7 protein-coding genes, 2 tRNA genes and 3 rRNA genes are annotated in these 14991 nt (G+C 57.0%); 1 reads left to right on the top strand and 11 read right to left on the bottom strand.

Translation table 11 applies throughout. The features are described 5' to 3' along the window. Window positions 1-218: 218 nt before the first annotated feature. From U0004_RS05950 to puuE, 6 genes are all read right to left on the bottom strand, one after another. Window positions 219-1721, bottom strand: a complete 1503-nt coding sequence (locus tag U0004_RS05950) for an adenosine deaminase family protein (protein ID WP_070260175.1) — start codon at window positions 1719-1721, stop codon at window positions 219-221. Window positions 1722-1764: 43 nt separating this feature from the next. Further along, window positions 1765-3081, bottom strand: a complete 1317-nt coding sequence (guaD, locus tag U0004_RS05945; protein ID WP_070260177.1) for a guanine deaminase — start codon at window positions 3079-3081, stop codon at window positions 1765-1767. Window positions 3082-3090: 9 nt separating this feature from the next. Beyond that, window positions 3091-4158 carry a xanthine dehydrogenase accessory protein XdhC gene (gene xdhC, locus U0004_RS05940; RefSeq protein WP_070260179.1) on the bottom strand — a complete coding sequence of 356 codons (1068 nt, stop codon included), beginning with the start codon at window positions 4156-4158 and terminating at the stop codon, window positions 3091-3093. A gap of 9 nt (window positions 4159-4167) precedes the next feature. Beyond that, a complete protein-coding gene (gene xdhB / locus U0004_RS05935) occupies window positions 4168-6513 on the bottom strand; it encodes a xanthine dehydrogenase molybdopterin binding subunit (protein WP_070260181.1) in 2346 nt (781 codons plus the stop codon). A 10-nt stretch (window positions 6514-6523) separates the two neighbouring features. Further along, on the bottom strand, window positions 6524-7990 hold the full coding sequence (gene xdhA, locus U0004_RS05930) for a xanthine dehydrogenase small subunit (RefSeq protein ID WP_070260183.1): 1467 nt from the start codon (window positions 7988-7990) through the stop codon (window positions 6524-6526). A gap of 99 nt (window positions 7991-8089) precedes the next feature. Beyond that, a complete protein-coding gene (gene puuE / locus U0004_RS05925; protein WP_070260185.1) occupies window positions 8090-9043 on the bottom strand; it encodes an allantoinase PuuE in 954 nt (317 codons plus the stop codon). Window positions 9044-9164: 121 nt separating this feature from the next. On the opposite strand from puuE, the gene uraH reads away from it, so the two are divergent. Next, window positions 9165-9518, top strand: coding sequence for a hydroxyisourate hydrolase (gene uraH, locus U0004_RS05920; RefSeq protein ID WP_070260187.1), 354 nt, complete (start codon window positions 9165-9167; stop codon window positions 9516-9518). A gap of 221 nt (window positions 9519-9739) precedes the next feature. On the opposite strand, the gene rrf is transcribed toward uraH, so the two are convergent. The 5 genes from rrf to U0004_RS05895 all read right to left on the bottom strand — a co-directional run bounded on the left by rrf (window position 9740) and on the right by U0004_RS05895 (window position 14913). Continuing rightward, window positions 9740-9852 (bottom strand): 5S ribosomal RNA (rrf, locus tag U0004_RS05915). A 139-nt stretch (window positions 9853-9991) separates the two neighbouring features. Then, window positions 9992-12881, bottom strand: a 23S ribosomal RNA gene (locus U0004_RS05910). Between the two features lie 242 nt (window positions 12882-13123). Next, window positions 13124-13199: transfer RNA gene (locus U0004_RS05905), tRNA-Ala, on the bottom strand. 25 nt (window positions 13200-13224) lie between these two features. Next, window positions 13225-13301 (bottom strand) — tRNA-Ile (locus U0004_RS05900). Window positions 13302-13382: 81 nt separating this feature from the next. Continuing rightward, window positions 13383-14913: ribosomal RNA gene (locus U0004_RS05895) — 16S ribosomal RNA — on the bottom strand. Together the 16S, 23S and 5S rRNA genes with 2 tRNA genes alongside form the textbook arrangement of a ribosomal RNA operon. Window positions 14914-14991 lie beyond the last annotated feature (78 nt).

Raw genomic sequence — 14991 nt, 5'->3', positions numbered from 1 at the left:
ACCGAGCAAGCTCACCTCATCGGGGCGAAATTATAGATGAGCGGCAAGACTTGGAAATTGTTTCAGAAAATAATTGCAAGAAAGCACTACTAGCGCATCATTTTTTGTCGTAAAGGCACAACAAAAAGGATAAAAGGAGGGTTTTGTAACTATGAAGAACAGGAGGTTACGCGACCGCTAGTCGCGGTCGCGTGGCAAGGAAGAGAGATGAAATACTTTTACGGTTTTACAACAGTTGCTTTGCGATCACTATTTGCGATCAAGGCTTCGAAACGGGTGAAACGGGCATCGAGCGCTTTCAGCAAACGTTGCTTGTCCGCTTCCGCCAAGAAGGAATAGCGCAGGCTGTTGTAGGACAGCTTTTTGATTTCCGCATAATCCGTCTTGTACTGGCTGGCAAACAGCACGTATTCATTCGACAAGGTATTGCGCGATACGCCTGCGTCATCGGTAGAAATCACGAATGGCACGCCATATTTGCGGTACAGGGTGATCGGATGCGCCTGGCCTTTGATACCGAGAATGTAATCGTTGCTGGTCAGGTTCACTTCCACGGGAATGTTACGCTCGCGCATTTTCTGCATGGTTGCCAGCGCATTGTTTTCGTACGCGATATCCATGCCGTGACCGATACGGTCGGCGCCTGCCACATCGACGGCTTCGGCGATATGGAACGTCATGCCTTCCGGCGGCACCATGCCCAGCGCCAGCTCGCCGGCGTGCAGTGCGATCTTGACGTTTGGATACTTTGCCTTGAGGAACTTGAACATTTCCATGTGCAGGCTGTAATCGCGCATCGACACGTTCACGCTTTCCTGGCCCACGATGTTCACGCCCACCAGCAGCGGATTCAGGCTCGCTGCCTTGAACGCGGCCACCATGGACGAGAACACTTGCGATGGCGACAGGAAACGCAGCACATACGCCTGGTAACGCATGGTGAAGTTCGCATCGTCGATGCCGGCGCTGCTGGCGTTGACGTTGTCGTTGTAGGCAGTGATGCTTTTCTGGAAGCTGGCATCCTGCTCCAGGCTGCCTGTCCAGTTGGCCAGCACGGCTTGCAATGCTGCCGGCTGCAAGCCCGGCGCCAGCACCTGCTGGTCGAACTGCGCGTTCTGCACGAATGGCGACAGTTCGAAAATCGTCTCGATGTAGCTGAGGTTTTCCGCGATGGCGCGCTGCTTCAGGGTTTTCAAGCCGTCAGCCGTGTTGCTCGACGCCACGGGACCGAAATAGCCGAAGGTATCAAAAAAGGTACGGTCAGGCGGCGTCTGGATGGCGCCGTGATTATAGAAATCCTTGGTCGACCAGCGCTGCAGCAATTCCGCATACAGGCCCGCATCGGCAAACACTTCCGTGGACGACAGGCATCCACGCTGCGCGGCCGGCTTGGCGCGCTCGGCCGCCACGACGTCCTTGTTGCTTTCGATGCGGTACGTCGTCTTGTTGACGCAATAGTTTTCCTTGTCGACCCAGTCGAGGAATTGCTCGGCGTAAATGGCGCCCGAGTAATGGTGATGTAGATCACCGCCCTTGGGCATCATGGAAAAGAACAGGCTCAACTCGGCCGTCTTCGGCTGCGCACCGGCAACCAGGGCGGCAAAATGGCGCGCGGTGGCCGCTTCGTTGGAAGACGGGGTGGCCTGCGCCTTGGCGGCCTGCGCCGTTCCAGTCAATGCCAGCGCGGCGCCAAGCGCCAGGCCAGTGAGTTTCTTGTGCATTCGCGTTCTCGCTCAGGATAATTCGTGTTGAACAACGGGTAGGTCAGCCCTGCCCCCGCACATGCACGCATTGCCCGCCTGAATAGGTGGCGGCCACGGCGCGGTCGTCGCCCAGCAGCGCAAAGGCAAACAGCAATTCCTCCAGGCTTTGACAGCCGGCCGTGCGGCGTTCGAGCAACGGCGTCGATTGCTTGTCGAGCACAATAAAATCCGCTTCCGTGCCTGCCGTAAAATTGCCGAGGGTGCCTTCCAGCTGCATGGCGCGCGCGGCGCCCAAGGTCGCCAGGTAAAACATGCGCAAGGCGGGCAGATAGCTGCCTTTCAAGCGTGCTACTTTATAGGCTTCGTTCATGGTTTGCAACATCGAGAACGAGGTGCCGCCGCCCACATCGGTCGCCAGCGACAGCAGCACTTTCGCCGCATCGGCCCGCTCGAAATCGAACAGGCCGCTACCGAGGAACAGGTTTGACGTAGGACAAATGGCAGCCGCCGAGGACGTTTCCGCCATGCGTGCGCGGTCGTGCTCGTCGAGCCAGATGCAGTGGCCAAACATGGCGCGCGGGCGCAGCATGCCGTACTGGTCATACACATCGAGGTAGCTGCGCGCCTGCGGATGCAGTTCGCGCACCCAGCGGCATTCATCCTCGTTTTCCGATACGTGGGTCTGCAAATACGTATCCGGATAGGCGCGCGCCAGTTCGCCCGCCAAGTGCATCTGTTCATTCGTGGATGTCGGCACGAAACGGGGCGTGATCGCATACAGCGAGCGGCCGTGCTTGTGCCAGCGGCGGATCAGCTCTTCGCTTTCGCGCGCGCCCGACTCGGCCGTGTCGCGCAGGAACTCGGGACAGTTGCGGTCCATCATGACCTTGCCCGCCACCATGCGCAAGCCGCGCGCATCGCTGGCGCCAAAGAAGGCATCGACCGATTGCGGATGCACGCTGCCATACACCATGGCCGTGGTGGTGCCGCAGCGCAGCAGTTCATCGAGGAAAAACTCGGCCACGTTGCGCGCATGCTCGGGATTCTCAAACGCGCGCTCGGTAGGGAAGGTGTACGTCTCCAGCCATGGCAGCAAACCCGGGGCAGGCGAGGCGATCATTTCCGTCTGCGGAAAATGCAGATGCGTGTCGATAAAGCCGGGCACGATCAGCTTGCCGCGGTAATCGACGATCTCGGTACCTGGCGGCAAAGTCGGTTGCAGCGATGCATAATCGCCAGCGGCCACGACCTTGCCGTCGGCCACGATCAGCAAGCCGTCCGCATGCCAGGCGTGCGCCTCCTCGGTGAAAGCGGGATCGGCGTGAAAGTGCAGCAAGCTGGCACGGTAAGCTTGCAATGTGGCAGGAACTATCGGCATGACTTCTTTCTATAACGGGTGAATGGCGGCGCGTTTCTCGCGTCGCGGTGGCGCACTGGCAGTAGCCAGCCGCAGCGGTGCGGCCAGGGCGGCCGCGGCCGCTTCCTCCCACACCATGAGTAGTTGACAGGCAACGGAAGCGGCGATCACGGCCGGCGCCTTGTTGCGGATGCCGGGCATGCCGATCGGACAGACCATGGCGGCAATGCGCTCATCCGGTACGCCGCGCGCCTGCAGGCGGTGCTCGAATTGCTTGCGTTTCGTGTGCGAACCGATCAAGCCGAACCAGCCCGCATCCTTGCGTTCCATGATGGCTTGCGTCAAGTGTTGATCGAGCGCATGGCTGTGCGTCATGACGAGAAAACTGCCGCCCGGCGGCGCCATGGCAACAAACTCCTCGGGCGTGTCGGTGGCGGCGATGCGCACGTTATCCGGCATTTGCAGGGGAAACATGTCTTCGCGCTCATCAACCCAGGTGATATTGCAGGGTAAATCAGCCAGCGCGCGCACGATGGCGGCACCCACGTGACCGGCGCCAAACAAGGTCAGGTGCGCGCGCGGCGCCAGGCAGGGGTCGACCAGCCAGCGCCGCCCCTTGCCATCCTGAGCGACATGGGTACTGCGTTCGCGCGCGAACGTATTGGGTGCCTGGCCTGGTGCGCCGGCAATCAGTTTACCGGCAGCATCGAACAGGGCCGACGCGGCATCGCCGTCAAGCGCCGTGACTTTCCAGCTGTCATGCTGGCGCCGTTCGCGCAAGGCGGCCAGCAATTCGTTCAAGCTGGCATCGACATACTCGAACGCCAGGTGGACGACGCCACCGCAGCATTGTCCCAGGCTGGGGCCCAGCGCAAAACGCTCGAGCCGCGCATGGGTCTCTGCCGTGGCCAGCATGGTCTTGGCGATTTCCACGGCGCGCAATTCCAGGTGGCCGCCACCGATGGTGTCCGCCTGGCCTTCAAGGGTGACGCGCATCTTCGCGCCCGCCTCGCGCGGCCCCGAGCCTTCCACCAGGGCGACCGTCACCAGCACGGATGCCTGCGTGTCATTCTCGATTGCTGTCAGCCAGTCGCTCATCCTCTGCTCCTAGGCGCCGGCATGCGCCGCTTGCACGGCCATGACCGCCTTGAGGATTTCCTCGCTGGTAGCGGGGGCATTCAGCGGTGGCTGCACGGCGTGATGGCCCACGCTGGAAATGGCGTCGCGAATGGCGAAGAAGACGGAGAACGGCAGCAGCAACGGCGGTTCGCCCACGGCTTTCGAGCGGTGGATGCTGTCTTCCACGTTGCGGTTCTGGAACAGCTTGACGCGAAAATCTTCGGGGCAATCGGAAATGCCGGGAATTTTGTATGTCGATGGCGCGTGCGTCATCAGCTTGCCCGCCGCGTTCCACCACAGCTGCTCCGTCGTCAGCCAACCCATGCCCTGGATAAATGCGCCTTCCACCTGACCCAGATCAATCGCGGGATTCAATGACTGGCCAGCATCGTACAAGGCGTCCGCACGCAGCAGCTTCCATTCCCCCGTCAAGGTATCGACCACCACTTCAGCCACTGCCGCGCCATACGCATAGTAGGAAAAAGGATGGCCCTTCATCGTCTTCGCATCCCACGACAGGCCAGGCGTGGCATAAAAGCCGTCCGACCACAGTTGCACCCGGGCCAGATAAGCCTTCTGCACCAGCTCGGCAAACGCGACGACATGGCCATGCACGTGGATATGGTTATTGAAGAAGCGCACTGCAGCAACGTCGCCGCCGTACAGTTTGACCGCGTAATCGGCCAGGCGTTCACGGATCTGCCGCGCCGCATCCTGCGCCGCCTTGCCATTCAGGTCGGCGCCGGTGGACGCCGCCGTGGCCGACGTGTTCGCCACCTTGCTGGTATCGGTGGCCGTGGCCCGTACGCGCTCCAGGTCCAGCCCCAGTTCGTGCGCCACCACTTGCATCACCTTGGTATTGATGCCCTGCCCCATTTCCGTGCCGCCATGGTTGACCAGTACGGAGCCATCCACATACACGTGGACCAAGGCACCGGCCTGGTTCAGATGCGTGACGTTGAAGGCGATGCCGAATTTCAGCGGCGTGAACGCCAGGCCCTTCTTCAGGATCGGGCTGGCCTCATTGAAGGCGTCGATGGCGCGGCGGCGCGCGCGGTAGTCGCTGCTCTCCTCTAGCTCAGCGACGAGATCGTGGATGACGTTGTCGACGATGGTCTGCCCATACGGCGTGACATTGCGCCCCTCGGTATCGTTGCGCCCATAGAAATTGAGCAGGCGGATATCGAGCGCATCGCGTTGCAAATGGCGGGCGATTTCATCGATCACATACTCGATGGCAATGGCGCCCTGCGGCCCGCCAAAGCCCCGGAAAGCCGTGTTCGACTGGGTATTCGTCTTGCCGCAGGCGGCGCGGATATCCACGTCGGACAGGTAATATGTGTTGTCGAAGTGGCAGACGGCGCGCGTGGCGACGGGGCCGGACAAGTCCGCCGAGTAACCGGCGCGCGTGGTCATATCGACCTTGGCGGCAAGTATCCTGCCCTCATCGTCGTAGCCCACTTCGTATTCATAGTAGAAACAGTGGCGCTTGCCCGTCACCAGCATGTCGTCATCGCGGTCGGCGCGCAATTTCACGGGTCGCCTCAGTTTGGCCGCCGCAATCGATGCCGCCGCCGCCCACAGGGCCGACTGCGATTCCTTGCCGCCAAAACCGCCGCCCATGCGCCGGCATTCGACGGTGATGTTGTGCGAATGCACGCCCAGCGCATGCGCCACCACGTGCTGCATCTCGCTCGGATGCTGGGTCGAACACAGCACCAGCATGCCTTGCGCTTCCTTCGGGATGGCGTAGGAAATCTGTCCTTCCAGATAAAACTGTTCCTGGCCACCTACATACAGCTGGCCCTTGACCACATGCGGCGCCTTCTCGAACGCCGCCTGATAATCGCCGCGTGTCAGCTGCATCGGCGGCAGCACGTATGATTGCGCGGCCTTGGCCGCTTGCGGCGTCATGATCGCGGGCAATTCCTCGTACGATACCTGTGCCAGGCGGGCGGCGCGGCGCGCATGGTCGTGCGTATCGGCCACCACGATGAAGATGGGCTGGCCCACGTATTGCACCAGTTCCGCAGCCAGGATGGGATCGTCATGGATGATCGGGCCGCAGTCATTGGTGCCGGGAATGTCCTGCGCCGTGTAGACGGCGGCGACACCGTTCGCACTGCGCACGGCCGACAAATCCATGGCCGTGATGCGTGCATGGGGCTTTTGCGACAGGCCCAGCGCCGCGTGCAAGGTACCTTGCAACTCGGCGATATCGTCCGTGTATGTGGCTTGCCCCAGCACATGCAATTGCGCCGATTCATGCGGACTGGGCTTGCCCACGGCGGCCCAGGCGGCCGCTTGCAGTTCGGGCGTGGCAGGATGGTTCATGCTGGTCCTTTCAGGCGCGGCAAGCGTAGGCGTTGACGGCAGTGCGCAACAGCGGCGCACTGGGGCGTGTTTCCAGCCAGAAGCGGCGCAACAGGTTTTGCGCCGTCGTCATGCGGTAAGTATTCGACGCGCGCATGTCCGACAGGGGCGCGTAATCGTCGGCCAGCAAGCGCATGGCGATGACCAGATTGTCTTCCGTCCATGCTTGTCCGCGCAAAAACGCTTCCGTTTGCGCGGCGCGCTGCGGCGTGGCCGCCATGCCGCCAAAGGCGATGCGCGCATCGACGATGCGCTCACCGTCGAGCTCAAAAGCAAACGCGGCGCACACGGCCGAAATATCCTGGTCGAAGCGTTTCGCCAGTTTATACGTGCGGAATTGCACACCGGCACGCGGCAAGGGCACGCGCACGGCTTCGACGAATTCGCCTGGCTGCATATCTTTCTTTTGATAAGCCAGATAGAAGTTTTCCAGCGGCATGATCCGCTGGCCGCCTGGGCCGCGCAGCACGATCTCGCTGCCCAGCGCAATCAGCCACGGCATCGAGTCGCCGATGGGGGAACCATTGGCCACATTGCCGCCCAAAGTGCCTGCGTTGCGGATCGGCAAGGAAGCAAAGCGTTGCCATAGTTCCGACAATTCCTCCGGGTAATGCTGGCACAGCGCCGCATAGGCATCGTTGAGGCTGGCGCCGGCGCCGATGTGCAACTTGCCATCGTCCACGACGATGGTTTTCAGCGCAGCGACGTTGCCCAAATAAATGATGTCGCCCAGGTCGCGCAATTGCTTGGTCACCCACAAGCCCACGTCGGTGGAACCGGCCAGCAGGCAGGCTTGCGGCTTTGCCGCGCGCAGTGCCACCAGTTCATCGATGCTGCGCGGCGCGTGAAATTGCTGGCCGCCATGTTCATACGTAGTCAGGCTGCTGCGCTGCAACGCCTGCAATTGCTGCGCCACGGCATCGCGATCGAACGTGACGTGCGGCAATTCGCCCATGCGTCTGGCTGCATCGATGATGGGCCGGTAGCCCGTGCAGCGGCACAGATTGCCCGACAGGGTATCGTCGATTTCGCCGCGCGTGGGTGTCTCGCCATTTTTTTTCAGATACATGCCCCACAAGGACATGACAAAACCGGGCGTGCAAAAACCGCACTGGGAACCGTGACACTCGACCATCGCCTGCTGCACCGGGTGCAGGGCGCCGTCGGGCTGTTGCAAGTCTTCCACGGAAAACAGGGCCTTGCCATCGAGTGTAGGCGTGAGCTGGATGCAGGCGTTGACGGCCTTCATCTCGATTTGCCCATCCACCAGGCTGCCGATGACGACGGTGCAGGCGCCGCAATCGCCTTCGGCGCAGCCTTCCTTGGTGCCCGTGCAATGCAAATCCTCGCGCAGGTGCTGCAACACAGTCTGCGTAGGGGCGGCGTTGCGTACTTCCTGTACGGCACCACGGTAGTAAAAGCGGATCGGTTCTGACATGCTGGCCTCGGTATAGTCCCAGTATAGGAGATTAACACCAGCATATGGGACAACTATATGCAAAGACTGATTTTACTTATCATCCAATTTCAATACCTATCAACCGGTACAGGGATGCGTCGCGTGCCAATGTTCGGCAATATCGATGCGGCGCGTGATCCACACATGCTCATGGCCCTGCACATAGTCGAGAAAGCGCGCCAGGGCGGCCGCGCGGCCAGGCCGTCCTACCAGGCGGCAATGCAAGCCCACGGACAGCATCTTCGGCTGATTCAAGCCGTTCGGATCGCCTTCCGCATACAGCACATCGAAGGCATCCTTCAAGTAATCAAAAAACTGCGTGCCCGAATTAAAGCCCTGCATGGCGGCAAAGCGCATGTCGTTCGTATCCAGAGTGTAGGGCACGATCAGTTGCGGCTGCACGGCAGGCATGCCGGAGGCATCCGTGTACGCTACCTTGTCCCAGAATGGCAGATCATCGCCGTAATAATCGGCGTCGTAGCGGAAACCGCCATGCTCGACCACCAGTTTGCGCGTATTCGGAGAATCGCGCCCCGTGTACCAGCCTTGCGGGGCCGAACCCGTCAATTCGCGGATGATCTGCACGGCTTCGCGCATGTGTTCGCGTTCCGTCGCCTCGTCCATGTTTTGATAGGAAATCCAGCGCAAGCCATGGCAGGCGATTTCATGCCCCAGTTCCTGGAAAGCCGCCACCGCCTCCGGATTGCGTTTCAAGGCCATCGAGACGCCGAATACGGTCAGCGGCAGGCGCCGCTCCTCGAACATGCGCAGCAAGCGCCATAATCCCGCACGCGAGCCGTATTCATAAATCGACTCCATGCTCAGGTGGCGCGCAGGAAAAGCGGCCGCCCCGATCATTTCCGACAAAAACGTTTCCGAGGCGGGATCGCCATGCAGCACGCTGTTTTCCGCCCCTTCCTCGTAATTGAGGACGAATTGCAGCGCGATGCGGGCCTTGCCCGGCCATTGCGGATGGGGTGGCGTGCGGCCATAGCCGATCAAGTCGCGTGGATAATGTTCGTAATTGTTCATGCGGAGGCGCGCCTATGGGAGGACAATGTTGGCTATATGCCCAATCATATAGCCCGGCGCAGTCACCGGTATATGATTTGCACGATAAGCACATTCACTCACCCTATATACAGGATAGCAAATGGGAAAACTCAGCACGCATGTACTCGATATCGCCCACGGCAGGCCGGGAGCCGGCGTCAAGGTGGCCCTGTTTTCAGTCGCGCAGGAAGGCAAAGTGTTATTGAAGATGGATATGACCAATAGCGATGGCCGCTGCAGCACGCCCTTGCTGGAAGGCGACAGCATGAAGGCGGGCCAGTATGAACTGGTCTTCAATGCAGGAGACTATTTCGCCGCCCAAGGCGTGGAACTGCCCTCCCCCCGCTTCATCGACCTGGTCACCCTGTCCTTCGGCATTGCGCATACAGACGAGAACTACCACGTGCCGCTGGTGGTATCGCCGTGGTCGTATTCGACTTATCGCGGGAGTTGAGCGACGTTAAGTAAAAAAGGCAGCGCGCAGCGCTGCTTTTTTTTACGCCTGCTGAACCGAACCACCGAGGTCAGACCCTCCACACCGCCAACGCCAGATTCGATGCCAACGCGCGAGGGGGTCTGACCCCAGCCTTCGTTTGGGGTTCGCCATCACAAACCGCCAGACGAAAAAAAACCCCACCGGATACCGGTGGGGTTTTTCTCTACTGCGAATAACAAGCCTGACGATAACCTACTTTCACACTGGTTGCAGCACTATCATCGGCGCAAAGTTGTTTCACGGTCCTGTTCGGGATGGGAAGGGGTGGGACCAACTTGCTATGGTCATCAGGCATAACTTGTACTGGCGCTTGTCTCCTGTGGGACGACAAGGCCATGAATCTGGAAGAAGCAAAGATTGGGGTAATGACTGGTAGTATCAACACACACGCAACGTTGTACCGTCTTATCCTCTGCACCTGCTAAGGTTATAGGGACAAGCCGTACGGGCAATTAGTACTGGTTAGCTTAATGCATTACTGCACTTCCACACCCAGCCTATCAACGTCCTGGTCTCGAACGACCCTTCAAAGAGCTCAAGGCTCTGGGAAATCTCATCTCAAGGCAAGTTTCCCGCTTAGATGCTTTCAGCGGTTATCTCTTCCGAACTTAGCTACCCGGCAATGCCACTGGCGTGACAACCGGTACACCAGAGGTTCGTCCACTCCGGTCCTCTCGTACTAGGAGCAGCCCCCTTCAAATTTCCAACGCCCACGGCAGATAGGGACCAAACTGTCTCACGACGTTTTAAACCCAGCTCACGTACCACTTTAAATGGCGAACAGCCATACCCTTGGGACCGGCTACAGCCCCAGGATGTGATGAGCCGACATCGAGGTGCCAAACTCCCCCGTCGATATGAACTCTTGGGAGGAATCAGCCTGTTATCCCCAGAGTACCTTTTATCCGTTGAGCGATGGCCCTTCCATACAGAACCACCGGATCACTATGTCCTACTTTCGTACCTGCTCGACTTGTCAGTCTCGCAGTTAAGCACGCTTATGCCATTGCACTATCAACACGATGTCCGACCGTATCTAGCGTACCTTCGAACTCCTCCGTTACACTTTAGGAGGAGACCGCCCCAGTCAAACTGCCTACCATGCACTGTCCCCGATCCGGATAACGGACCAAGGTTAGAACCTCAAACAAACCAGGGTGGTATTTCAAGGTTGGCTCCACGAGAACTAGCGTCCCCGCTTCAAAGCCTCCCACCTATCCTACACAGATTGGTTCAAAGTCCAATGCAAAGCTACAGTAAAGGTTCATGGGGTCTTTCCGTCTAGCCGCGGGTAGATTGCATCATCACAAACATTTCAACTTCGCTGAGTCTCGGGAGGAGACAGTGTGGCCATCGTTACGCCATTCGTGCAGGTCGGAACTTACCCGACAAGGAATTTCGCTACCTTAGGACCGTTATAGTTACGGCCGCCGTTTACTGGGACTTCAATCAAGAGCTTGCACCCCATCATTTAATCTTCCAGCACCGGGCAGGCGTCACACCCTATACGTCCACTTTCGTGTTTGCAGAGTGCTGTGTTTTTATTAAACAGTCGCAGCCACCAGTTTATTGCAACCCTTTCACCCTCATGGAGTAAACCAATCAAGCTACCGGGGCGTACCTTTTCCCGAAGTTACGGTACCAATTTGCCGAGTTCCTTCTCCCGAGTTCTCTCAAGCGCCTTAGAATACTCATCTCGCCCACCTGTGTCGGTTTGCGGTACGGTCTCGTATGACTGAAGCTTAGAGGCTTTTCTTGGAACCACTTCCGATTGCTTCGTGAACAAGTTCACTCGTCTCAACCCCTTGAATTCCGCACCCGGATTTGCCTAAGTGCCTTCTATGAGCCAAAAACCAACTATTCCAACAGTTGGACAACCTTCCGCGATCCGTCCCCCCATCGCATCATACGACGGTGCAGGAATATTAACCTGCTTCCCATCAGCTACGCATCTCTGCCTCGCCTTAGGGGCCGACTCACCCTGCTCCGATGAACGTTGAACAGGAAACCTTGGGCTTACGGCGTGGAGGCTTTTCACCCCCATTATCGCTACTCATGTCAGCATTCGCACTTCTGATACCTCCAGCATCCTTTACAAGACACCTTCGCAGGCTTACAGAACGCTCTCCTACCATATATATCTGTGATAAATCACAGAACAATATCCGCAGCTTCGGTGACTGGCTTAGCCCCGTTACATCTTCCGCGCAGGACGACTCGATCAGTGAGCTATTACGCTTTCTTTAAATGATGGCTGCTTCTAAGCCAACATCCTGACTGTTTTAGCCTTCCCACTTCGTTTTCCACTTAGCCAATCTTTGGGACCTTAGCTGGCGGTCTGGGTTGTTTCCCTCTTGACGCCGGACGTTAGCACCCGACGTCTGTCTCCCAAGCTCGCACTCATCGGTATTCGGAGTTTGCAATGGTTTGGTAAGTCGCAATGACCCCCTAGCCATAACAGTGCTCTACCCCCGATGGTGATACTTGAGGCACTACCTAAATAGTTTTCGGAGAGAACCAGCTATTTCCAAGTTTGTTTAGCCTTTCACCCCTACCCACAGCTCATCCCCTAATTTTTCAACATTAGTGGGTTCGGACCTCCAGGGCGTGTTACCGCACCTTCATCCTGGCCATGAGTAGATCACTTGGTTTCGGGTCTACACCCAGCGACTGATCGCCCTATTCGGACTCGATTTCTCTACGGCTTCCCTATATGGTTAACCTTGCCACTGAATGTAAGTCGCTGACCCATTATACAAAAGGTACGCAGTCACGGAACAAGTCCGCTCCTACTGTTTGTATGCACACGGTTTCAGGATCTATTTCACTCCCCTTCCGGGGTTCTTTTCGCCTTTCCCTCACGGTACTGGTTCACTATCGGTCGATTACGAGTATTTAGCCTTGGAGGATGGTCCCCCCATATTCAGACAGGATGTCACGTGTCCCGCCCTACTTGTCGTACGCTTAGTATCACCGGTCCGATTTCACATACGGGGCTATCACCCACTATGGCTCCTATTTCCAGAGGATTCTGTTATCGGTCCGACTATCACGTACAGGCTCCTCCCATTTCGCTCGCCGCTACTTTGGGAATCTCGGTTGATTTCTTTTCCTGCAGCTACTTAGATGTTTCAGTTCGCCGCGTTCGCCTTGCATACCTATGTATTCAGTATGCAATACCCTAAAAGGGTGGGTTGCCCCATTCGGAAATCTGCGGATCAAAGTGTGTTTGCTCACTCCCCGCAGCTTATCGCAAGCTACTACGTCCTTCATCGCCTGTAATCGCCAAGGCATCCACCATGTGCACTTATTCGCTTGTCCCTATAACGTTAGCCTCTGATTACCTAAATAATCAAAGAGCGCTACAGGGATAAGAAAGTACAACGTTGTTGCTTGTTTGTTGATACATACAATCATTACCCATCGATTTACCTTTTACGGCAAACCGATCAATAAATAATCTTTACTTCTTCCAGATTGTTAAAGAACATACAGCACTTGATCTCGAAAAGACCAAACCTAAATCCCGGTGCATTATCAGCACTGATTTACGTTTGAACTTTTGGTGGAGGATGACGGGATCGAACCGACGACCCCCTGCTTGCAAAGCAGGTGCTCTCCCAGCTGAGCTAATCCCCCTATGGGTAATACAGACTACAGAAACTGGTAGGGCTGGTTGGACTCGAACCAACGACCCCCGCGTTATCAACACGGTGCTCTAACCAGCTGAGCTACAGCCCCAAATGCTGTTCTTTATATTAACAGCCGATAAGTGTGAACATTTGATGCGTGAATCAGTTACCTGACTCGTGCAAACTCTAGAAAGGAGGTGATCCAGCCGCACCTTCCGATACGGCTACCTTGTTACGACTTCACCCCAGTCACGAATCCTACCGTGGTAAGCGCCCTCCTTACGGTTAAGCTACCTACTTCTGGTAAAACCCGCTCCCATGGTGTGACGGGCGGTGTGTACAAGACCCGGGAACGTATTCACCGCGACATGCTGATCCGCGATTACTAGCGATTCCAACTTCATGCAGTCGAGTTGCAGACTACAATCCGGACTACGATACACTTTCTGCGATTAGCTCCCCCTCGCGGGTTGGCGGCGCTCTGTATGTACCATTGTATGACGTGTGAAGCCCTACCCATAAGGGCCATGAGGACTTGACGTCATCCCCACCTTCCTCCGGTTTGTCACCGGCAGTCTCATTAGAGTGCCCTTTCGTAGCAACTAATGACAAGGGTTGCGCTCGTTGCGGGACTTAACCCAACATCTCACGACACGAGCTGACGACAGCCATGCAGCACCTGTGTACTGGTTCTCTTTCGAGCACTCCTCAATCTCTCGAGGATTCCAGCCATGTCAAGGGTAGGTAAGGTTTTTCGCGTTGCATCGAATTAATCCACATCATCCACCGCTTGTGCGGGTCCCCGTCAATTCCTTTGAGTTTTAATCTTGCGACCGTACTCCCCAGGCGGTCTACTTCACGCGTTAGCTGCGTTACCAAGTCAATTAAGACCCGACAACTAGTAGACATCGTTTAGGGCGTGGACTACCAGGGTATCTAATCCTGTTTGCTCCCCACGCTTTCGTGCATGAGCGTCAATCTTGACCCAGGGGGCTGCCTTCGCCATCGGTGTTCCTCCACATATCTACGCATTTCACTGCTACACGTGGAATTCTACCCCCCTCTGCCAGATTCTAGCCTTGCAGTCTCCAATGCAATTCCCAGGTTGAGCCCGGGGATTTCACATCAGACTTACAAAACCGCCTGCGCACGCTTTACGCCCAGTAATTCCGATTAACGCTTGCACCCTACGTATTACCGCGGCTGCTGGCACGTAGTTAGCCGGTGCTTATTCTTCAGGTACCGTCATTAGCAAGAGATATTAGCTCTCACCGTTTCTTCCCTGACAAAAGAGCTTTACAACCCGAAGGCCTTCTTCACTCACGCGGCATTGCTGGATCAGGCTTTCGCCCATTGTCCAAAATTCCCCACTGCTGCCTCCCGTAGGAGTCTGGACCGTGTCTCAGTTCCAGTGTGGCTGGTCGTCCTCTCAGACCAGCTACTGATCGATGCCTTGGTAGGCTTTTACCCTACCAACTAGCTAATCAGATATCGGCCGCTCCACGAGCATGAGGTCTTGCGATCCCCCACTTTCATCCTTAGATCGTATGCGGTATTAGCGTAACTTTCGCTACGTTATCCCCCACTCTAGGGTACGTTCCGATATATTACTCACCCGTTCGCCACTCGCCACCAGAGCAAGCTCCGTGCTGCCGTTCGACTTGCATGTGTAAGGCATGCCGCCAGCGTTCAATCTGAGCCAGGATCAAACTCTTCAGTTTAATCTCTGTTTAATGTCATTTCTGACAGGTCGGACAGTATCACTACCATCCAAATCTTTTGCATTGCAAAAGATTTGC

This window comes from Janthinobacterium lividum (assembly GCF_034424625.1).
GTDB classification, from domain to species: Bacteria; Pseudomonadota; Gammaproteobacteria; order Burkholderiales; family Burkholderiaceae_D; genus Janthinobacterium; species Janthinobacterium lividum.
Note: the sequence above shows the minus strand (reverse complement) of the source record. Positions and strands in the feature narration are given on the sequence as shown.

Excerpts from the sequence above, each read along its gene's own strand:
- xdhA (WP_070260183.1), bottom strand. The coding sequence starts at position 7,990 with ATGTCAGAACCGATCCGCTTTTACTACCGTGGTGCCGTACAGGAAGTA.
- puuE (WP_070260185.1), bottom strand. The coding sequence starts at position 9,043 with ATGAACAATTACGAACATTATCCACGCGACTTGATCGGCTATGGCCGC.
- uraH (WP_070260187.1), top strand. The coding sequence starts at position 9,165 with ATGGGAAAACTCAGCACGCATGTACTCGATATCGCCCACGGCAGGCCG.
- U0004_RS05950 (WP_070260175.1), bottom strand. The coding sequence starts at position 1,721 with ATGCACAAGAAACTCACTGGCCTGGCGCTTGGCGCCGCGCTGGCATTG.
- xdhB (WP_070260181.1), bottom strand. The coding sequence starts at position 6,513 with ATGAACCATCCTGCCACGCCCGAACTGCAAGCGGCCGCCTGGGCCGCC.
- guaD (WP_070260177.1), bottom strand. The coding sequence starts at position 3,081 with ATGCCGATAGTTCCTGCCACATTGCAAGCTTACCGTGCCAGCTTGCTG.
- xdhC (WP_070260179.1), bottom strand. The coding sequence starts at position 4,158 with ATGAGCGACTGGCTGACAGCAATCGAGAATGACACGCAGGCATCCGTG.